Origin of the sequence: Actinocrinis sp. (assembly GCF_035650855.1) — a bacterium.
In the GTDB taxonomy this organism is placed as follows: Bacteria; Actinomycetota; Actinomycetes; order Streptomycetales; family Catenulisporaceae; genus Actinocrinis.
The window spans coordinates 1-19,327 of record NZ_DASRGV010000134.1; the positions used below are offsets into that span (position 1 = coordinate 1).

The 19,327-nt window shown below is 71.0% G+C and carries 16 protein-coding genes; 12 read left to right on the forward strand and 4 right to left on the reverse strand.

What is annotated here, in order from left to right; translation table 11 throughout:
- From VFB40_RS10575 to VFB40_RS10585, 3 genes are all read right to left on the reverse strand, one after another.
- A partial coding sequence (locus VFB40_RS10575) for an ABC-2 family transporter protein (RefSeq protein ID WP_324849419.1) occupies positions 1 to 766 on the reverse strand: 766 nt, incomplete at its 3' end.
- Positions 767 to 768: 2 nt separating this feature from the next.
- Positions 769 to 1,560: an ABC transporter permease gene (locus tag VFB40_RS10580; protein WP_349261429.1), complete on the reverse strand. Its 792-nt coding sequence runs from the start codon at positions 1,558 to 1,560 to the stop codon at positions 769 to 771.
- Between the two features lie 83 nt (positions 1,561 to 1,643).
- Entirely contained in the window at positions 1,644 to 2,741 is a 1,098-nt protein-coding gene (locus tag VFB40_RS10585; RefSeq protein WP_324849423.1) for an ABC transporter ATP-binding protein, read from the reverse strand.
- 221 nt (positions 2,742 to 2,962) lie between these two features.
- Between VFB40_RS10585 and VFB40_RS10590 the strand changes: the two genes are divergently transcribed.
- From VFB40_RS10590 to VFB40_RS10645, 12 genes are all read left to right on the forward strand, one after another.
- Complete coding sequence (locus VFB40_RS10590; protein ID WP_324849425.1) at positions 2,963 to 4,768, forward strand: fatty acyl-AMP ligase; 1,806 nt, start codon at positions 2,963 to 2,965, stop codon at positions 4,766 to 4,768.
- A gap of 33 nt (positions 4,769 to 4,801) precedes the next feature.
- A complete protein-coding gene (locus VFB40_RS10595; protein WP_324849427.1) occupies positions 4,802 to 6,673 on the forward strand; it encodes an acyl-CoA dehydrogenase family protein in 1,872 nt (623 codons plus the stop codon).
- On the forward strand, positions 6,667 to 8,430 hold the full coding sequence (locus VFB40_RS10600; RefSeq protein WP_324849429.1) for an acyl-CoA dehydrogenase family protein: 1,764 nt from the start codon (positions 6,667 to 6,669) through the stop codon (positions 8,428 to 8,430). The genes VFB40_RS10595 and VFB40_RS10600 overlap by 7 nt, the downstream gene beginning before the upstream one ends.
- A gap of 70 nt (positions 8,431 to 8,500) precedes the next feature.
- A complete protein-coding gene (locus VFB40_RS10605; protein WP_324849431.1) occupies positions 8,501 to 8,797 on the forward strand; it encodes an acyl carrier protein in 297 nt (98 codons plus the stop codon).
- Positions 8,797 to 11,907: a type I polyketide synthase gene (locus VFB40_RS10610; RefSeq protein WP_324849433.1), complete on the forward strand. Its 3,111-nt coding sequence runs from the start codon at positions 8,797 to 8,799 to the stop codon at positions 11,905 to 11,907. Before VFB40_RS10605 ends, VFB40_RS10610 begins: the two co-directional genes overlap by 1 nt.
- Positions 11,904 to 12,935, forward strand: a complete 1,032-nt coding sequence (locus tag VFB40_RS10615; RefSeq protein WP_324849435.1) for a 3-oxoacyl-ACP synthase III family protein — start codon at positions 11,904 to 11,906, stop codon at positions 12,933 to 12,935. The genes VFB40_RS10610 and VFB40_RS10615 overlap by 4 nt, the downstream gene beginning before the upstream one ends.
- Before the next feature lie 182 nt (positions 12,936 to 13,117).
- On the forward strand, positions 13,118 to 13,981 hold the full coding sequence (locus tag VFB40_RS10620; RefSeq protein WP_324849437.1) for a 4'-phosphopantetheinyl transferase family protein: 864 nt from the start codon (positions 13,118 to 13,120) through the stop codon (positions 13,979 to 13,981).
- 124 nt (positions 13,982 to 14,105) lie between these two features.
- Entirely contained in the window at positions 14,106 to 15,377 is a 1,272-nt protein-coding gene (locus VFB40_RS10625; RefSeq protein ID WP_324849439.1) for an FAD-dependent oxidoreductase, read from the forward strand.
- A complete protein-coding gene (locus VFB40_RS10630; RefSeq protein ID WP_324849441.1) occupies positions 15,374 to 16,537 on the forward strand; it encodes an alpha/beta hydrolase in 1,164 nt (387 codons plus the stop codon). Before VFB40_RS10625 ends, VFB40_RS10630 begins: the two co-directional genes overlap by 4 nt.
- The gene (locus VFB40_RS10635; protein ID WP_324839366.1) at positions 16,534 to 16,896 is read left to right on the forward strand and encodes a hypothetical protein; all 363 of its coding nucleotides are present in this window, start codon (positions 16,534 to 16,536) and stop codon (positions 16,894 to 16,896) included. Before VFB40_RS10630 ends, VFB40_RS10635 begins: the two co-directional genes overlap by 4 nt.
- Before the next feature lie 480 nt (positions 16,897 to 17,376).
- Positions 17,377 to 17,745, forward strand: a complete 369-nt coding sequence (locus tag VFB40_RS10640) for a hypothetical protein (RefSeq protein ID WP_324849443.1) — start codon at positions 17,377 to 17,379, stop codon at positions 17,743 to 17,745.
- 199 nt (positions 17,746 to 17,944) lie between these two features.
- Complete coding sequence (locus tag VFB40_RS10645; protein WP_324849445.1) at positions 17,945 to 18,184, forward strand: DUF5988 family protein; 240 nt, start codon at positions 17,945 to 17,947, stop codon at positions 18,182 to 18,184.
- Positions 18,185 to 18,315: 131 nt separating this feature from the next.
- On the opposite strand, the gene VFB40_RS10650 is transcribed toward VFB40_RS10645, so the two are convergent.
- A complete protein-coding gene (locus VFB40_RS10650) occupies positions 18,316 to 19,326 on the reverse strand; it encodes an RNA polymerase subunit sigma-70 (RefSeq protein ID WP_324849447.1) in 1,011 nt (336 codons plus the stop codon).
- Position 19,327 lies beyond the last annotated feature (1 nt).

A 19,327-nucleotide genomic window follows, 5' to 3' on the forward strand; every position in this document is an offset into this window, starting at 1 on the left:
TGGAGCCGACGTACATCGCGAGGGCGGCGAGCGGCGCACCGGCCGCGACAGCGACCGGGACGCCGAGCGTGCTGCCATGCCCGGTGAGCACGCCGACCGGTAGATAGGCGATGAAGGCGATCGGAAGGACCCAGGTCAGCAGCTCGCCCACCGCTCGTGGCAGGATGCTGAGCGGATAGCTGCCGAACGTCGCACTCACCTCGGCGATCCACAGCGACCAGTACCAGCTCGCCGGAAAGTGCAGCGCGGCCGCGGAGACCGCGGTGAACACCGCGGTGATGAGGAGCGTTCCGCCGATGACGCCCGCGGCCAGGTAGGCGACGCGCCCGGGCGTCCAGTCCACCGGATCGCGGGCGATCGCCCCCACGAACAGGCCGATCCCCACCAGCAGGTCGCCGATGCCGTTGGTCTGGAAGGCGACGAGCTGCACCTGACGGAACACCGGCATCGGGCGCAGCAGGTACCCGTCGATCAGTCCTTGCTGCACGTAGAAGGACAAGCTGAACACGCTGCCGCAGTAGAGCACGTACAAGCCGTTGCACAGCATCCGCGTCGCGACCAGCAGCAGGATCTGCGAGCTGGTCCAGCCGCCCATGCCGGAGAACTTCGAGAGCAGCACGGCGGCGAACACGATGATCGAGAGCTGCCACACGACGCCGAACGCGATCCGGATCAGGAACTCGACCCGGTACTCCAGCTGCGCCCGGAAGTTGAGCGCGGTGATCTGCCAGGCCACGCTCCACGCCTCGGTGAATCGGCGCCACATCGTCAGCCTCCTTGCACCGCGACGCGCCGGGACGCCCGGCGCCACAGCAGCCGCGAGACCAGCGCGAGGCCGGCCACCCAGGCCAGCTGGAACAGCAGATCGGCCGGGGCCTGCCGCACCGGGATCCGGCCGATGTACAGCGACAGCGGCGTGTTGAGCGTCGACTGGAACGGCAGGAACGAGCTCATCGCGATGAACCAGCCGGGGAAGTACCACAGCGGCGCATACGCCCCGGACAGCAGGTTCTGCGCGAACTGGACCATCTGCACGGCGCTGTCGTTGTGCAGCGTCCAGAAGCACATCAGGTCCGTGAGCAGGGTCAGCTCGTGCAACACCGCCTGGCCGAGCAACAGCGAGGCCGTGCACGCGACCGCCGCCGTGCCCGACGCGGGCGGCTCGATCACCCCGGCGGCGAGGCACACCGCATAGCCCGCCAGAACCCAGGCGAACCCGTACGCCTGATCGCCGAGCGCGCGCAGCACGTAGTAGCGCGGCGGTGCGAGCGGGCGTAGGAACCAGTACACGATCGTGCCGTACGCGAGGTGCTGGAACACCGTGTCCCGGCCGGCGAACCGGTCCAGCCCGCGGATGCGCGTGATGAGCACCGCGAGCACCGCGAACGTCACCGCCTGCCCGCGATCGAGCCCTGATTTGGTGGCGATGTGGCTGTACAGGCCGTGCCAGAGGTAGACCACCAGGAAGATCTGGATGACGAGCCGGACCGCGGTGGCGGCGATCCGCGGCGGCGACAGCAGTTCGCCGAGCGGTGTGATCCACGCGGCGCGAAATGCCAGCGGCTGACGCGGCCGGGACGGACCGCACTCCGGCTCCAGCGGCGGTCCGGCGGCGGGTTGAAGCGAGCGGGGCGACCGGCGGATCACGAGACGACCTGTCCGGCGCCTGGTTCCGGTGATTCCGTCTCCGAATCGGCTGATGCAATACCCTGACGCAGATAGGCGGCGCGCATGGCGTCCTCCAGGTCGGTCTCCTCGATGGAGATGCCGACGATCGGATACCGGTCGACCACCGCGCGCAGCGCTTCCGGGACGGTGACCGCGGCGGCGGCGATCGCCGCGGCGGGCGCGAAGACGAGCTCGTTGCGGTCCTGGCTGAGCAGTTCGAGGCCGGATGGCAGGCCGCGCGCCGCGACGTGCTGCGATGCCGCGGCCGAGTCGGCGATGGTCGCGTGGATGCGCCACGTGCCGCCGAATTCGCGGCGCACCTCCTGCAAGGGCCCGTCGAGCACGATCCGGCCGTGGTTGATCAGCACCACGCGCTCGGCCAGGCGCTCGACCTCGGTCATGTCGTGTGTGGTGAGCAGCACGGCCCGGCCGCGCTGTTCGACCTCGTGTCGCAGCAGGCCTCTGACCTGCTCCTTGACCACCACGTCCATGCCGATCGTGGGCTCGTCGAGGAACACGATCGCCGGGTCGTGCAGCAGCGCCGCGGCCAGATCGCAGCGCACCCGCTGGCCGAGGGACAGGTGCCGTACCCGGGTGTCCCAGAACTCTGACAGCTCGAGCAGCCGGTCGAGCTCGGCCAGCCGCGCGCGGTGCCGGTCGGCCGGCATTCCGTAGATGGAGCGCAGGATCGCGAACGATTCGCTGGCCGGCAGGTCCCACCACAGCTGCGTGCGCTGGCCGAAGACCGCGCCGATGTTCCGGGCGTTGCACCGCCGGTCCAGGTGCGGGTTCATCCCGGCGACCAGAACCTCGCCGCGCGTCGGGGTGAGGATTCCCGTCAGCATCTTGATGGTGGTGGACTTGCCCGCGCCGTTCGGGCCGAGCAGCGCCAGCAGCTCGCCGCGCGCCACGTCGAAGGACACGTCACGCACCACGGTTTTCGCCACTCGCCGCGGTGCGATCAGCGACCTGACCGCGCCGGCGAAACCGGGCCGCCGCACCGCAGTGTGGAAGATCTTGGTCAGCCCGCGCACGACGATGCCTTCGCCGTGCGCCTCTTGTGCCGAACACATTCCCCGGATCATTCACGACCCGGCCGGGAATCGCCATCAGTTTTGTCCGGTATAGGTGCTCTCCGCGCCGCTCCCAGCCATGACGCCGCCGCGGCCGGTGAAAACAGCACGCGGGCCCAAATCGCGCAAGGAGGCCTTAAGGGCCCCGATCAACGATGGCGACTATCCCGACCACCGACGGTGGCGGTCCACAGCCTGCCGACGATCGAGGTGACTTAGCAATGGCCGCACGTTTCGGGACCTACACGAACCTGGTGTTGGCGCACGCCGCCGAGCTGGCCGAGCGCGACGCGTTCATCTTCCTGAGCGACACCAGCGCCGGGGCGCAGACCGAGCGCCTGACCTATGCCGGCCTCGACCAGCACGCGAAGCACATCGCCTCCTGGCTGCAGGAGCACGCCGCCTTCGGCCGGCAGGTGCTGCTGCTGTACCCGTCGGGCACCGACTTCATCGCCGCGTTCGTCGGCTGCCTCTACGCCGGGGCGGTGGCCGTTCCCGCGCCGCTGCCCGGCGAGATGGGGCACCACTTCGAGCGGGTGACCGGCATCGTCCGCAACGCCGAGGTCAAGGCGGTGCTCACCGACACCGCGAACGAGGGCGAGATCCGCGCCTGGCTGGCCGCGGAGGGCCTGGACGAGATCGAATGCCTGGCCACCAACGCCGTGGACGCCTCGGGCGCCCTCGCGTACGGCGACCCGGGCGCGTGGGCCGAGCCCTCCTTCGGGCCCGAGCACCTGGCTTTCCTCCAGTACACCTCCGGCTCGACCAGCACGCCCAAGGGCGTCATGGTCACACACGGGAACCTGCTCGCCAACGAGGCCGCGATCCAGCGCTCCACCGGCACCGTGGACCGGGAATCCCGGCTCGGCGGCTGGCTGCCCTTCTACCACGACATGGGCCTGATCGGGCACATCCTGCACCCGCTGTTCCTGGGCAGCTCGGCCGCGCTGATGTCGCCGAGCGCGTTCCTCAAGCGGCCGTACCGGTGGCTGGAGATGATCAGCACGCACCGGGTGACCGTCGGCGGCGGCCCGAACTTCGGCTACGACCTGTGCGTGCGCCGGGTCACCGACGAGCAGCTGGCGACGCTGGACCTGTCGTCCTGGACCATCGCGTGCAACGGCGCCGAGCCGATCCGCGCCGAGACGCTGCGGGCCTTCGCCGAGCGCTTCGCCCCGGCCGGATTCCGGCCCGAGCACTTCTTCCCCTGCTACGGCATGGCCGAGACCACCCTGCTGATCTCCGGCACGCCGCTGGGCAAGGCCCCGATCTACCGGCCGGTGGACGCGGGCGGCCTCGAGCGCGGCGAGCTGCTCGCCCCGCGCGATGACGCGCCGGTGCGCACGCTGGTCAGCAGCGGCGTGGTGGTGCGCGAGGACTTCGACGTGCGGGTGGTGGACCCGGAGACCTTCGCGCAGCTGGCGGAGGGCCAGGTCGGCGAGTTGTGGGTCAAGGGCGACAGCGTCGCGGCCGGCTACTGGGCGAACCCGCAGAGCACCGAGGAGACCTTCAACGCCGGGATCGCCGGGACTGAGGGTGCTGACTCGTCGGGTTGGCTGCGCACCGGCGACCTGGGCGTGCTGGAAGGCGGCGAGCTGTACGTCACCGGCCGGCTCAAGGAGATGATCCTGATCAACGGCCGTAACCTGTACCCGCACGACGTGGAGCGCGCGGTGCAGGCGCTGCACCCGGCGCTCGGGACCGGCGCGGGCGCGGTGTTCTCCGTGGACACCGACCGCGAGCAGCTGGTCATCGTGCAGGAGGTGCGCAGCAACGCCGGACCGGTCGACCCGGCCGAGATCGCCGCCGCGATCCACCGCGAGATCGCCCGCGAGTTCGCCGTGCCCGTCGCCAACGTGGTGCTGGTCAAGCCGTCCACGATCCGCCGCACCACCAGCGGCAAGATCCAGCGGACGCTGATGCGCAAGCTGTTCCTCGAGGGCCGGATCACGCCGCTGCACGAGGTGCTCGACCGCGATGTGGCCGCGATGATCCGGCCGGCCGCGGCCCTCGAGCCGGTGGCCTGAGGCGGGGCGGGCCCGGGACGGGAGAGGCCTGAGATGGGCGCAGCAGTCCGCTATCAGCCGGCCGAGGAGCTTGAGGCGCGGCTCGGGGATCCGTGGGACCCGGACACCGAGTTCTCCTACGCCCGGTGCGCACAGCTCGACGAGCGCGAGGAGTTCCCGGCCGCGATCTGCGCGCAGCTCGACGCCTGGGGCGTGCCCGGTTACTACGTGCCGGTGCAGCACGGCGGCCGGCTCGACGACTACGAGCAGCTGGTGCAGCTCATGCGGGTCGTGGCGCGCCGCGACCTGACCGTCGCGATCGGGCACGGCAAGACCTACCTCGGCGGCGTGTGCATGTGGGTGGCCGGCGCGAAGCGGCAGGCTGACACGCTCGGTGCGCAGATCCGCGCCGGCGTGCCGGTCTCGCTCGGGCTCACCGAGCAGGCGCACGGCAGCGACCTGATCGGCGGCGAGGTGGCCGCGGTCCCGGACGGCCGCGGCGGGCTGCTGGTCAGCGGCGAGAAGTGGCTGATCAACAACGCGACCAGGGGCGGGATGCTCGCGGTCCTGGTACGCACCGATCCGGCCGGCGGACCGCGCGGATTCAGCATGCTGCTGGTCGACAAGCGCAAGCTGGCCCAGGGCACGTACCAGTACGTCGACAAGATCCACACACTCGGCATCCGCGGGGCCGACATCAGCGGCATCCGCTTCGACGCGGCGCTGGTTCCGGAGTCGGAGATCATCGGGGTCAAGGGCGGCGGGATCGAGACGATCCTCAAGGCCCTGCAACTGACCCGGACGATGTGCACGGCCCTGTCCCTCGGCGCCGCCGACCACGCGCTGCGGCTGGTGCTGGACTTCAACCGGGAGCGCAGGCTCTACGGCAGGACCCTGATCGAGCTGCCGAAGACCCGCTCGGTGCTGGCCACCGCGGCCGCGGACGTGCTGATCAGCGAGGCGCTGTCCATCGTCGCCGCGCGCGCGGTACACGTGCTGACCGAGGAGATGAGCGTGGTCTCGGCGGTGGCGAAGTACCTGGTGCCGACGAGCACTGAGATGGTCATCGCCGATCTGACCCGGCAGCTCGGCGCGCGCGCGTACCTCAAGGAGGTCTACGCGCACGGGATGTTCCAGAAGGTCGACCGCGACCACCGCATCGTGGGCCTGTTCGACGGCAACACGCTGGTGAATCTGAACTCGATCGTCAACCAGTTCCGCACGCTGGTGCGGACGTATCGGCGCGGCGCCGGCGACACCGCCGGGGCGGTCGCGGCCTTCGACCTGAGCGCGCCGCTGCCGCCGGTCGACCCGGCGCGGCTGTCCCTGATCGCGCGCGCCGGCAGCGGGGTGCTGGCCACGCTGCCGGACTCGGTCGCGGCCCTGCGCGACGCGGCCGACCAGGATCCCGCGCTCAAGGGCGCGGTGGCGTCGGCCGAACGGCTGGCCGAGGCGGTCGACCGGGTGCACGACGAGATGGAATCGCACCAGAACGCACTGGCCGACGTGTCACCGCAGGCCTTTGAGACCGCGCGCCGCTACACGCTGTGCTTCGCGGCCGCCGCCTGCCTCGGCCTGTGGGCGCACAACCACAACGCGCTACCCACCGAAAAAGAACAGGGTCCTGAAGGAGCGCAGCGTCCTGAAGGAGCGCAGGGTTCTGACGCAGCGGGCTTAGGCCGGGTGTGGCGGGACGGGGTCTGGCTGCGCGCGGCGCTCGACCGGCTGCTGGTGCGGCTGGGCGAGCCGGGCGGCGTTGATTCACGCGGCGCCGCGTCATCGGGCGGCGACGGCGCGGCCTACGAGCAGTTGCTGTCCGACCTGTGCGCGGCCCGCGACGAGGGCGAGCTGTTCTCGCTGCTGCCGCTGCGGCTGGCGGGACGGCGAGAGGAACCGCAGAACACCGCCGAGGGGATGCCATGCTGAGTGAAGCGACCGCTGCGGACCGCCCGGGGACGGCCCTGCTCGATCAGGAAGCAGACGCGAGCGCCCGGGCGGCGGAGATCGAATTCGGGTTCGGCGATCCGTACGACCCGGACAACCCGGTGGGCAACGCCCGGCTGCTGGAAGCCGACGAGGCCGCCGAGATCAGCGCCGCCGGCGAGCGGGTGCTGGACGAGCTGAAGCTCAACGCGGACTTCGTGCCGCGCGAGTTCGGCGGCCGGCTCGACCGGCTTGACACGCTGGTGCGGGTGATGCGCCAGGTCTTCCGGCGCGATGTCACGCTCGGGCTCGGGTACGGCGCGACCTCGTTCATGGCCGCGGTCAACGTGTGGACCGCGGGCAGCGAGCAGCAGAAGCGCGAACTCGCCGAGCTGCTGCTGGCCGGCGGCAAGGCCTCGGTGGCGTATCACGAGCTGGCGCACGGCAACGACTTCGTGCGCAACGAGTTCGAGGCCAAGCCGGCGGACGGCGGCGGCTTCCTGCTCGACGGCGGGAAGCAGGTCATCAACAACGCGGACCGGGCCGAGGCGCTGGCGCTGTTCAGCCGGACCTCCGCGGCTCCGGGCAGCCGCAGCCACTCGGTGCTGCTGCTGCGCCGCGACCAGCTCGACCCGCAGCGTTTCAAGACCCTGCCGCGCTACACGGCGGTCGGGGTGCGCGGCTGCCACCTCTCAGGGCTCGAATTCGACGACTGCCCGGTGCCCGGCTCGGCGTTGGTGGGCGAGTTGGGCCAGGGCGTCGAGCTGGCGTTGCGCTCGTTCCAGATCACCCGCAGCGCGGTGCCCGGGATGGCGATCGGCACCGGCGACGCCAGCCTGCGCACGGCGGTGCGGTTCGCGGTGGGCCGCCAGCTGTACCGCCGCTCGGTGATGGAGATACCGCACGCGAAGGCGACCCTGTCCGCGGCTTTCCTGGACCTGCTGATCTGCGACTCGATGTCGCTGGCCGGAACCCGCGCGGTGCATCTGCTGCCGGAGGAGACCAGCGTCTACGCCTCGGCGGTCAAGTACCTGGTGCCGAAGATCCTCAGTGAGGCGATGTACGAGCTCTCCATCGTGCTCGGCGCAAGGTTCTACGTGCGCGACGGCGAGTTCGGCATCTTCCAGAAGCACGTGCGGGACCTGCCGGTGCTCAGCCTCGGGCACGCGGGCTCCGCGGCTTGCCAGGCCACGATCATTCCGCAGCTTTCCCGGCTGGCCAAGCGTGCCTGGTTCGCCGGCGAGCCGGCCCCGGCCGAGCTGTTCCAGCCGCGCGCGGCCCTCGGTCCGGTACCGTTCGACCGGCTGACCCTGGCCAGCGGCCGGGACGGCCTGAGCGCGTCGCTGATCGCCGCGGTGGACGAACTGCCCTCCGGCTCGCCGGTGGAGCGGGCGCTGCACGGCTTCGCGCTGCGGATGATGGACGAGCTGCGGCAGATGCAGGAGGAGGCGCTGGACCTCTCCCCGCAGGACCGCACCGCGCTGGCCAGCCCGGCCAGCTTCGCCCTGGCGGACCGTTACACGGTGCTGCTGGCCGCGGCCTCGGTGCTCGGGGTGTGGCGGGAGGCGCGCGGCGGCGCGGACGAGTTCCTCGCCGACCCGTCCTGGGCGGCCACGGCGCTCTACCGGCTGGCCCGCCGGCTCGGCCAGAAGCTGCCCGACCTGCCGGACAGCTGCGCCGAGCGGGTGCACGAGGAAGTGCTGCGCCGCTTCCGCGAGCACCGCAGCTACGACCTCTACGACAGCCCGCTTTGCGCGTGACAGACCGCTTACTCAGAAGATCCAGTCCAGTCCGACCGATCCGCCGAAGCAGAACCGCGAGGAGCCCGCAATGTCCATCGAGACGCACGACCTTTCATCCGCAAGCGCCGGGCACACCGTCGAGAGTCTGACCACCTGGCTGGTCGACCGGGTGGCGATCTATCTGCAGCGCGACCCTGCGGAGATCGACCCGAGCGAGCCGCTGGCCGAGTACGGCATGGACTCGGTCGCGGCGCTGAGCCTGTGCGGCGACGTGGAGGAGGACTTCGACCTGGTGCTCGAGCCGACGGTGGCGTGGGACTACCCGACCGCCGCCGCGCTGGCCGAGCACCTGGCCGGGGAGCTGAAGGCCGCCGGGAAGTCGTGATGCGCCCCATCGCTATCGTCGGTATGGACTGCCGGTTCCCCGGCGCCGCCGACCTGGCCGGGTACTGGGATCTGCTCACCCGGTCCGGGGACGGCGTCGGCGAGGTGCCGCAGCAGCGGTGGGACGCGCGCGCGTTCTACTCGGCCGAGGGCGCGCAGGGGCACGCGAACACGACGCAGGGCGGCTTCATCGCGGACGTGGACGCCTTCGACAACGAGTTCTTCACCATCTCGCCGCGCGAGGCCGCGGTGCTGGACCCGCAGCAGCGGCTGCTGCTGCAGACCGCGTGGCGGGCGATCGAGGACGCCGGGATCGCGCCGCAGCGGCTGGCCGGCACCAACGCAGGGGTCTTCATCGGCATCATGGGCAACGAGTGGGCGCAGCTGTCGGTGACCGACTACGCGAACCTCACCGCCCAGGCGATCTCCGGCAACGGCTACTGCATGACCGCGAACCGGATCTCCTACCACCTGGATCTCAAGGGGCAGAGTCTCGCGGTCGACACGGCGTGCTCCTCGTCGCTGGTCGCGGTGCACTTGGCCGCCAACGCGCTGCTCGCCGGTGAGTGCGACTATGCGCTGGCCGGTGGTGTGAACGTCGCCGTGACGCCGAGCCTGAGCATCTTCTACACGCAGGCCGGGCTGTCCGCGCCGGACGGACGGTGCAAGCCGTTCAGCGCAGACGCGAACGGAATCGGGCGTGGCGAGGGCGTCGGCGTCGTGGTGCTGCGTCGCCTTGAGGACGCGATCGCCGACGGCCAGCGGGTGTACGCGGTGATCCGCGGCAGCGCGGTCAACCAGGACGGGCGCAGCAACGGGATCACCGCGCCGAACCGCTGGTCGCAGCGGGAGGTCATCGCGGCGGCGTATCGGCGCGCCGAGGTCGAGCCCGAAGACGTGGCCTTCCTGGAAGCGCACGGCACGGGCACGCAGCTTGGCGACCGGATCGAGACCAACGCGCTCGGCGACCTGCACGCGGGCCGGGCCAAGCCGCTGGTGTTCGGTTCGGTGAAGGGCAACCTCGGGCACACCGAGGGCGCGGCGGGTATCGCGGGTCTGATCAAGGTCGCGCTCTCGCTGCACCACCGGATGGTTCCGGCGAGCCGGTTCGCGGCGAAGGAGAACCCCGCGTTGCAGCTCGCGGACCGCGGGCTCAAGCTGCTCAAGGCGCCGCTGCGGCTGTCGGCGAAGGAGCCGGCGATCGCGGGGCTGAGCAGCTTCGGGCTCGGCGGCACGAACGCGCACGCGGTGCTGGAGTCGGCGCCTGTGATCGCGCGCACGCCCCTCGCCCGGACGTCGACGGGCGCGAATGCTGGTTCTGACACGGCCTCCGGCATCGGCGCGGGAGTGTTCACGCTGACTGCCTCCTCGCCGGAGGGGCTGCGCCGCAACCTGCTCGTGCAGGCGGAGGCGGTGGCCCGGCAACGCGGCCGCGCCGCGGCGCTGTGCTGGGCCAGCAACGAGGTCAAGACCGGGCAGCGGTACCGGTACGCCGTGGCCGCCGACGATACCCGTGACCTGGCCGAGGCGTTGCGCGCGGCGGCCGAGGATCCGGCCGTGGTCGGCGCCGACGTGCTACGCCCGAAGAGCCGGCCGAAGCTGGCTTTCCTCTTCACCGGGCAGGGTTCGCAGTTCCCGAAGATGACCATGCGGCTCGCGGCGCAGGCGCCGCTGTATCGCGGCTTCCTGCACGAGGCTGACGAAGCGTTGCGGCCGCACGCGGGCGAGTCAGTGCTCGACCTCATCGCCTCCGGCGACGAGCGGATTCACCACACCGGTTTCGCCCAGCCCGCGTTGTTCGCGGTCGGATACGCCCTGGCTCGCACCCTCAGTGAGCTGGGCATCGAGCCCGCGTACCTGCTCGGGCACAGTGTCGGCGAGTATGTGGCCGCGACGCTGGCCGAGGTCTTCCCGCTGGAGGCCGCCGCGCAGCTGATCGCGACGCGTGGTGCGCTGATGCAGGAACTGCCGGCCGGCGGCGGAATGCTGTCGGTGCAGGCTGATCCGGCGGATGTAGAGGAGCTGATCGCCGACGAGCCGCTGGTCGGCATCGGGGCGGTCAACGGCCCGCGATCCACGGTGCTTTCCGGCGATCTGACCGCGCTCGGCCGGGTCGCGGCGGCGCTGAAGGAACGCAGGGTTCGCAGTCAGCCGCTGACGGTGTCGCACGCCTTCCATTCGCCGCTGATGGAGCCGATGCTCGAACGCTTCGCGGCAGTGGCCGAGCAGGTCGGCGGCGGCGTGCCGCGGCTGCCGATCCACTCGACCGTCTATGGCAGAGCGCTGAGCAAGAACGAGGCGATGGACGCGGAGTACTGGACGCGGCACGTGAGCGCGCCGGTGCTGTTCGCCGACGCCGCCGAGCGGCTGCTTGAGGTGAACCCGGCCGCGCTGATCGAGGTGGGTCCGAAGCCGATCCTCAGCTCCCTGATCCGCAGGATCGGCGCGCAGCCCGGACGACGCGCGCTGCACCCGGCGCCGAGGGAGGAGTCGGGCGCGCGCGATCTGGCCGGGGCCGTCGCGGAGCTCTTCCGCGTCGGCGTCGACCCGGAGTGGTCAGCGCTCTACGACGAGTCCGACCGGCGTCGCTTTGCGCCGCTCGCGCCGTACAGCTTCTCGGCGGCGCACCGGTACTGGAGCCACAAGCCGGTCACCGTGCTGCAGCCGGACGCCGACGACCAACTCGGCTGGGACGCCGCGCCCTGGACCTCGCAGCAGTTGGACGGCGCCACTCCCGCCAAGTCCCAGCCCGCTGATGCGCCGGCCGGCGCCGCGGCCGCCGGCGGCGACCCGGTGTGGGAGGCGGTCGTCTCGGTCATCTCGCAGGTCGGCGACTACCTGCCGAGCCAGATCTCGCCGCGTTCGCGGCTGTACGAGGACCTCGGCTTCGACTCGGTGATGGCGATGGAGCTGCGGGACCGGCTCGAGTCGCGCCTGTCCGGGCTCGGCTCGCTCTCCACCCAGGAGCTGCTGGCGGTCATGGCGACTGCCGGCGAGCTGGCCGAGTACCTGCGGTCCCGGTACGAGAGCACGACTTCCGAGAGCACGATCCCCCAAAGCGCGATTTCCAACGGCACTGCCAGTTCCGATGAAGTGGAGGCGGCACGATGACGAGCACTGATACGCCTGAGGCGTACCTCGCGGGCATCGGCACGTTCCTGCCCGGCGACCCGGTCGACAACGCGACGCTGTCCAAGGTGCTCGGGGTGAACCAGGACTGGGTCGAGGCCTTCATCGGCACCAAGACCCGGCACTTCGCCAAGGACCTGAGCACCGGCGAGGTGCAGTGGTCGCTGGCAGACCTGTGCGCCCGCGCGGCCGACCTGGCCGTCGAGGACAGCGGGATCGACCCGGCCGAGATCGAGTTCATCGTCATGGGCACGGCGACGCCGGACACGCTGATGCCGGCGACGGTCAACCACGTGGCGGACCAGCTCGGGCTGAACCAGCTGCCGACCTACCAGCTGCAGTCCGGCTGCGCGGGCGCGGTGCAGGCCTTGGATCTGGCGCACAGCTTCGTGACCAGCGGCCGGTACCGCACCGGGCTGGTCCTGGGCGGCGACGTGTGCAGCAAGCACCTCGATGTGCACATGGACTTCTCCGCGGTCCCACCGAGCGAGCTGGTCAACTTCGTGCTCTTCGGCGACGGGGCCGGCGCCGCCGTGCTGAGCGCGGAGCCCGGTGCGCGCCGGATCGCGGTGCGCCGGGTGCTCAACCGGCTGACCGGCCTCGGCCGCGCGCCCGGGCAGGTGATCGAGTGGTTCGGGATCGCCGACCGGGACAGCGACAAGCAGGCCGCCAAGGAGGACTACAAGGCCATCGAGGAATCGGTTCCGGTGATGGCCGTGGAGATCCTCTGGGAGCTGCTCGGCGAGCTCGACTGGTCCGCCGAGGATCTCGATTTCCTGTTGCCCCCGCAGCTTTCCGGCCGGATGACCAAGCGGATCTTCGAGCAGCTGGGTGTGCCCGGCGCGCAGGAGGTCTCCTGCGTCGCCGAGACCGGCAACAACGGCAACGCGCTGCCGTTCGTCCAGCTGGAACGGCTGGCCGGGCGGATCGCGCCGGGGCAGCGCGCCCTGGGCGTCGCCGTCGAGTCCAGCAAGTGGATCAAGGGCGGGTTCGCGCTGGAAATGGTCTGACGCCGCGCGGCGCCGCACGCCGCCTTGGCCAGAAGCCTCCGCAGCCCGAGGCCACCGCGCACCGTCCTACCACCCCACCGCCCCTGTCCACTTCATCATCAATACAGGTACATACTCAAGATCGGAATCGCCGTGACCGCACAGCCGACCCGCGCCGAGCCCCGCCGTCAGGCGGCGGCGCCGTGACCGCGCCCGCAGGCTTCGGCGAGCTGATCCGGATCTCCGGTCCGGACGGCGCGTGGGGCCGGGTGCGCGCCGACCTGGGCGCGCACGGGGTGGTGCTGCTCTACGCGGTGCTGGCGGACTGGCGGCCGGACCGGGCGGGCGGGCCGCGGCTGCGCGCGCTGCTGGGCCGGGACTGGGCGCGGTACCTGGAGCTGACCCATCCGGAGGTACGGGTGCGGTTCGCCGCCTCGCGGGTGCTGCTGAAGTTCGCCGCCGCGGCGGTGCTCGAGGTCCCGGCTCATCTCATCGAGCTGACTTACGGCCCGACCGGGCGACCCTACCTGCGCGGGTACGACGCCGTGGACATCAGCCTGAGCCACACCGACGACCTGCTGCTGGTCGGCATGACCACGCGCGGCGTCATCGGTGTGGACGCGGAGCGCGCGGACCGGCGGCTGTACGGTCCCGGGCTCGGCAAGCACCTGTGCACTCCGCACGAGCTCGAACTACTTGAGCAGTTCCCTGAGTCGGAGCGCAACGACGCGCTGGTGCGCCTCTGGACGCTGAAGGAGGCGTACAGCAAGGCGATCGGCCAGGGCATGCAGTTCCGGTTCACCGACTTCGGCTTCGGGCCTGGCGCCCCGGCCACGGTCAACATGCCGGACGGCCAGCCCGGCACCGGTTCGGAGTGGATGTTCCGCACCTACGGCGTCGACGACGACTACGTGGTCAGCGTCGCGGTCGGCGACCGGGGCTTCGGCGAGACCGAGGACACCGCCGCGGTCACCATGCTCGAATCAAGCTTCGTAGACGCACTGACCGAGGTGCTCGGCGAGGACGAGTCCGAGTCAGCGGACGAAGACGCGTTCGGACGCTGGTAGCGCCGCTCCCTGCGGTCCAAACCCGGCCTTTAGCCGCGCCGGGCAGCCTGAACGTGAGCCATAGCGGCCGCGCGGCACCGCCGACCTTCCGCGACCGTGCCGACCTCCCTGGAAGGGGTTCGCAATGCCCGACGAACTGTCCGTGCAAGTGTGCGTGGTGGGCGGCGGCCCCGCCGGCCTGACGCTGGGCCTCGAGTTAGCCCGGCTCGGGGTCCGGGTCGCCGTGGTGGAGCAGAGCGGGCACTTCAACCGCTCGTTCCGGGGCGAGTCCGTCTCGCCGGACTCGGTCTGGCTGCTCGACCGGCTCGGCATGCTCGGGCGGCTGCGCGGCACCTACCACGAGATGCGGCGCATGGAGATCACCGACGGCGGCCGGGTCGTGATGAACGCTGACTTCGACGACTTCCCGTATCCGTACCCTTACCCGGTCGAGCTGCCGCAGCCGGCGCTGCTCACCGCGCTCGCGGAGGAGGCGGCGCAGCACAGCTGCTTCACCCTGCTCAAGCGCGCCACCGCCGTGGAGTTGCTGCGCGACGCCTCAGGCATCGCGGGGGTGCGCGTCGCCGGTCCGGAGGGCCAGATCGACGTGCGGGCGGCGCTGACCGTGGCCGCGGACGGCCGGTTCAGCAAGGTGCGCGAGATGTCGGGGTTGCAGTACACGAAGATCCCGCTCGACCGCGACGTGGTGTGGCTCAAGCTGCCCTTCCCCGCCGAGTGGGACGACGTGACATACCGCGTCCGGATCAACGGCGGCAACCACGGCCTGTTCATCCCCACCTACCCCGACGACGTGCGGGTCGGCTTCAACATCGCCAAGGGTGGCCTCAAGGCCCTGCGGGCCGAGGGCATCGGCGCGCTGCACCGGCGGCTCGACGACCTGGCCCCGGAGCTGTCCGCGGCCGTGCGGTCGGAGATCCGCAGCTGGTCGGACACCTCGATGCTGGACATCTTCACCACCGTGGTCCCGCAGTGGTCGATGCCCGGCCTGCTGCTGATCGGCGACGCGGCGCACACCCTCTCCCCGATCCTCGGCCAGGGCGTCAACCACGCGATCATCGACGCGGTCACGCTGGCCCCGATGGTCGCGCCGGTACTCGACTACCCGCGCACCGACAAGGCCGAGCTGGCCGCGGTGCTGCAACGCTTCCAGCAGCAGCGCGAGCCCTCGATCGCCCGCTCGCGCGGGCTGCAACTGCGCCAGGAGCGGATGTTCGCGCTCTCCAAGCCGCTCGCGGTGGCCGGGCGGCGCAGCCTGTACTGGCTGGTGGACCGCTCCCCCGCGCTCAAGCAGCGGGTGCTGGCCGGAGCGTACTTCCAGCTTCAGGAGCGCGGCGCCGCACGCATCGCCGCCGCCGGTACGGCCGCGGCGGCCCCCGCGGAAGTGGGCGCACCGTGAGCACTCGAACTCGCTCGAACGACCTGGACGAACTGAAGGAGTTCGCCCGCCTGCACGCCAAGGGCCAGGGCATGAAGGCGCGGCGGCTGGAGCGGATCCTGGCCCGCATCCGCACCGACGAGCCGGGCGCGACGGACTCGTGGGCACGGGTCTGGTCCGCCGAAGCGCAGGCCATGGCGGCGCGCGGCAAACCGGTGCAGGCCTGTCAGTTCTACACGTTGGCCCGCTTCCCGCATCACGGCGACGCGGACCGGATCGCGGCGCAACGCGGCGTCGTCGAATCCTTCGACGCCTGGCGCGGCGCGCGCGGCCGGGGCATCGAAAAGCTCGAATTCCAGACCCCGGACGGCACCTTCTGCGCGTGGGCAGCCGGCTTGGACGCGCCGAACCCACTGCCGCTGCTGGTGGTCATGGGCGGCATCGTCAGCGTCAAGGAGCAGTGGGCGCAACTGCTGCCGCGGTTCGCGAAGCTGGGCTTCGCGACGGTCGTGGCGGAGATGCCGGGCGTCGGGGAGAACACGCTGCCATACGGCCCGGATTCGTGGCGGCTGCTCGGCCTCCTGCTCGACCAGCTCAAGGGGCGCGCGCAGGAGCACAACGTCTCGCTGCTGGCCCTCAGCTTCAGCGGGCACATGGCGCTGCGCGCGGCCGCGCACGACGAGCGGATCGGCAGAATCCTGACGGTCGGCGCGCCGATCACCCACTTCTTCGCCAGCGAGAACTGGTGGTCCCGCGTCCCGCACATCACCAAGGACACCCTCGTCGCGCTCACCGGCCAGCCGAGCGAGGCCGCGCTGGTTGAGGCGTTCCGGCACGGCTGGGCGCTGACGCCCGAGGAACTGGGCGCGGTACGCGTGCCGGTCCGGTACGTCGTCAGCGCGCGCGACGAGATCATCCCCGGCGGCGAGCGGGCTTTCCTCGCCGAGCACCTGGCCGACGTCGGCTTCCTCGAGTTCGACGACGTACACGGCTCTCCCGCGCATCTGGGCGAGCTGCGGCTGTGGCTGCTGCTGCAGCTGTTGCGGACCAACGGGATCGAGGACAAACGCACCAAGGTGCTCTCGACGATCCTCGGCCTGCGCGCCGCCAAATCCCGCCGCAAGGCGGCGCCCGCACGACCGGGCCCGACCCCTTCCCTCCCCCTCCAGGAATCGCGATGAGCCTGCTGTCCACTGCCCTGTCCATCCCGCTGATCCTCGAGTTCACGGTCGCTCCGATCAACCTGATCACCGGCCGCAACGCGCACATCTTCACCGAGTTCACCGGGATCACCAGCCGCCCGGCGATGCTGACCGTCGCCGCGCTCAACGCCGCGGGCGCTGGCCTGCTGACGCTCGGCCTGGTCAACCGGCAGGCCGCCGTGCTCGGCGCGCTGGTCATCGGCGGCGTGAGCGCCTGGTACCTGATCATGATGATGCGCCACGGGCACACCGGCATCGGCATTCCGGCGTTCCTGCTGACCGGCGCTCTCGCGCTCGGCATCCTGCTTGAGCGCACCCGCGGCCGCCGCCTGATCTGATTCGCGGTCGGGTGATTCGCGGTCAGTCTGATTCGCGACCGCTCTGTTTCGCGGCTGCTCTGATTCACCGGGTTCTGACACCCGGACGGCAACCCGGCCGCCGCCCGACGGACTTCCTCCGGACTTGCGCCACGTCGCGCCGATTCCCCTCGCGGAATCGGCGCGATTTCGCTGCGACCGCTTCTCGCGCTGCACTAGCGTGGCCGCCGTTCGCCTCTCCGTGATCGATCGATCGCCGAGAGTTGACAAGGCGGAGTCGTGCGGCACTGCCGGCGGCGAGGAGACGGGCGCGAAACGATGCGGCTGAGGTGGTCACGCATGACTGTGCGGCGCAGTGGAAGTGAAGACGGCTCGGGGCGGCAGCGCGCCTCCGGGAGCGGCCGGCACGCCACGCGCGAGCGCGGTCGGGCCGCCGAACCGGCATCCGAGCGACCCGCGGACCCCGCCTCCGCCTCCCCACCGAGAGAGCAGAGGATTGCGATGAACGTGGACGCGGCCTTGAAAGAGGCGATGTCGATCGATGGCGCGATTGGCGCCGCCCTTGTCGACTACACCAGCGGCATGGCGCTGGGCACACTCGGCACGAGCAAGGAACTCGACCTGACGGTGGCCGCGGCCGGCAACACCGAGGTGGTGCGCGCCAAGGCGCGCACGATGGAGATGCTCAAGATGAACGACTCCATCGAGGACATATTGATCACGCTCGGCAAGCAGTACCACCTGATCAGGCCGCTCACCGGCCGCAACGGCAGCGGGCTGTTCATGTACCTCGCGCTGGACAAGTCGCGCTCGAACCTCGCGATGTCCCGGCACCAGCTTCGCTCGATCGCGGACGACCTCGACGTCTAGTCCGGCGACCACGCCGATACTCGATCACTGCTTAGGCTCGGATTTAGCAGGTCGGCGCATCATATAAGTGCGCTGAAAGGCGGCGCGAGCGGCGAACCGCCCGGGACTGGTGTCCCTCCCCTCCAACCCGCGTGCCGGGCGGTTCGTTCGCGATCCAGCGCTGTCGGACTTGCTGCATCACCGACGAGGAGTGAGCGCGATGGAAGCCACCGACACGGAAACCGTCCCCGACATCCCGAACGCGTTCCTGCGCGGCATCCCGATCAGCCTGCTGATCGACGGGGCCCGCGAGCGGCGGGTGGACGAGATCGACGAGAACCTCAAGCTGTTCATGGGCAACCGGCACGAGCACTTCCGCCCGCTGGCCGAGACCGTCACGATCGGCGGCCGCGAGCTGCGCGTGTTCGAGTGGACTCACTCGACCTTCGTGGCCGAGTGAGTCCACCGGCCGGACGCGGGCCCGGCGAGTCGGGCCTGTCGCGGCGGCTCCCGCGGGTCCTGCGGGTCCTGCAGCTCCTGCGGGTCCTGCAGCTCCTGCGGGTCTTGCAGTTCCTACAGCTCCTGCGACGGCTACTGCGGCAGCTCCTCCGGGAGCCCGAACGCGGCGAACAGGTCCGGGCCGAAGGTGGTCGCCTCCGCGATCAGCCCGCCGCGGGTGCGCAGCACGTCGAGCTTGAACGCCCGGAACCGCGAGTCCCCGAAGCGGCGCAGATAGCTGGCCGCGGCCGGCTGGCGGTTCGCGGCGGTCGGCAGCAGCCGCCAGTCGCCCTCGCGCTGGTCGCCGAAGGCCCGTTCGAGCAGCGTGCCCATCGCCTCGATCCCGTCGAACAGGTACGGGTACGGCGGCATGGTGATGCGGATGTCCTGCGCGGAGATGGCGACCGCGGCCACCGCGTCCCCGCGTTCGTGCGCGTCGATGAACTGCTCGAGCAGCTGCTTGTCCTGGGTGCTGAGGGCCGGGGCCGACCACTCGCCGCGGCTTGTCGCGAGGTTCTGCTGCATGGTGGCGCGCGCTCGCTGCAGCGCGCTGTTGGCCGCCGCGACGCTCGTGCCCAGCAGGCCCGCGGTCTGGTCCGCGGGCCAGCCGAGCACGTCCCGCACGATGAACGCCGCGCGCTGCTGGGGCGGCAGCAGCTGCATCGCGGCGAGGAAGGCCAGCTCGATGGTCTCCCGGTCGACGGCGACCGCGTCAGGCTGCTGATCGCTCGGCGCGACCTCGTCCAGCAGCCGGTCGGGGTACGGCTGGAGCCACGGCACCTCGGCGAAGGACTGCAGCTTCGCCAGCCGGCGCGCATTGCGGCGCAGCTGGTCGAGGCAGACGTTGGTGGCGATCCGGTACAGCCAGGCCCGGAACAGCATGCTGCCGTCAAAGCCGTCCAGTGCCCGCCAGGCGTTCAGCAGCGTCTCCTGTACGGCGTCCTCGGCCTCGTCGAAGGAGGCGAGCATCCGGTAGCAGTGCACGTGAAGTTCGCGCCGGTACCGCCGGGTGAGCCGCGCGAATGCCGCCTCGTCGCCGCCGACCGCCGCGGCGATGTCCGCCGCGACGTCGGCCGTCTGCTCCGTCCCTGCCTGGGTAGCCACG

Bases quoted from the DNA above. Each gene is read 5' to 3' on its own strand.
- VFB40_RS10585 (WP_324849423.1), bottom strand. From the start codon at position 2,741: ATGTGTTCGGCACAAGAGGCGCACGGCGAAGGCATCGTCGTGCGCGGG.
- VFB40_RS10590 (WP_324849425.1), top strand. From the start codon at position 2,963: ATGGCCGCACGTTTCGGGACCTACACGAACCTGGTGTTGGCGCACGCC.
- VFB40_RS10595 (WP_324849427.1), top strand. From the start codon at position 4,802: ATGGGCGCAGCAGTCCGCTATCAGCCGGCCGAGGAGCTTGAGGCGCGG.
- VFB40_RS10600 (WP_324849429.1), top strand. From the start codon at position 6,667: ATGCTGAGTGAAGCGACCGCTGCGGACCGCCCGGGGACGGCCCTGCTC.
- VFB40_RS10605 (WP_324849431.1), top strand. From the start codon at position 8,501: ATGTCCATCGAGACGCACGACCTTTCATCCGCAAGCGCCGGGCACACC.
- VFB40_RS10610 (WP_324849433.1), top strand. From the start codon at position 8,797: ATGCGCCCCATCGCTATCGTCGGTATGGACTGCCGGTTCCCCGGCGCC.
- VFB40_RS10615 (WP_324849435.1), top strand. From the start codon at position 11,904: ATGACGAGCACTGATACGCCTGAGGCGTACCTCGCGGGCATCGGCACG.
- VFB40_RS10625 (WP_324849439.1), top strand. From the start codon at position 14,106: ATGCCCGACGAACTGTCCGTGCAAGTGTGCGTGGTGGGCGGCGGCCCC.
- VFB40_RS10635 (WP_324839366.1), top strand. From the start codon at position 16,534: ATGAGCCTGCTGTCCACTGCCCTGTCCATCCCGCTGATCCTCGAGTTC.
- VFB40_RS10640 (WP_324849443.1), top strand. From the start codon at position 17,377: ATGAACGTGGACGCGGCCTTGAAAGAGGCGATGTCGATCGATGGCGCG.
- VFB40_RS10645 (WP_324849445.1), top strand. From the start codon at position 17,945: ATGGAAGCCACCGACACGGAAACCGTCCCCGACATCCCGAACGCGTTC.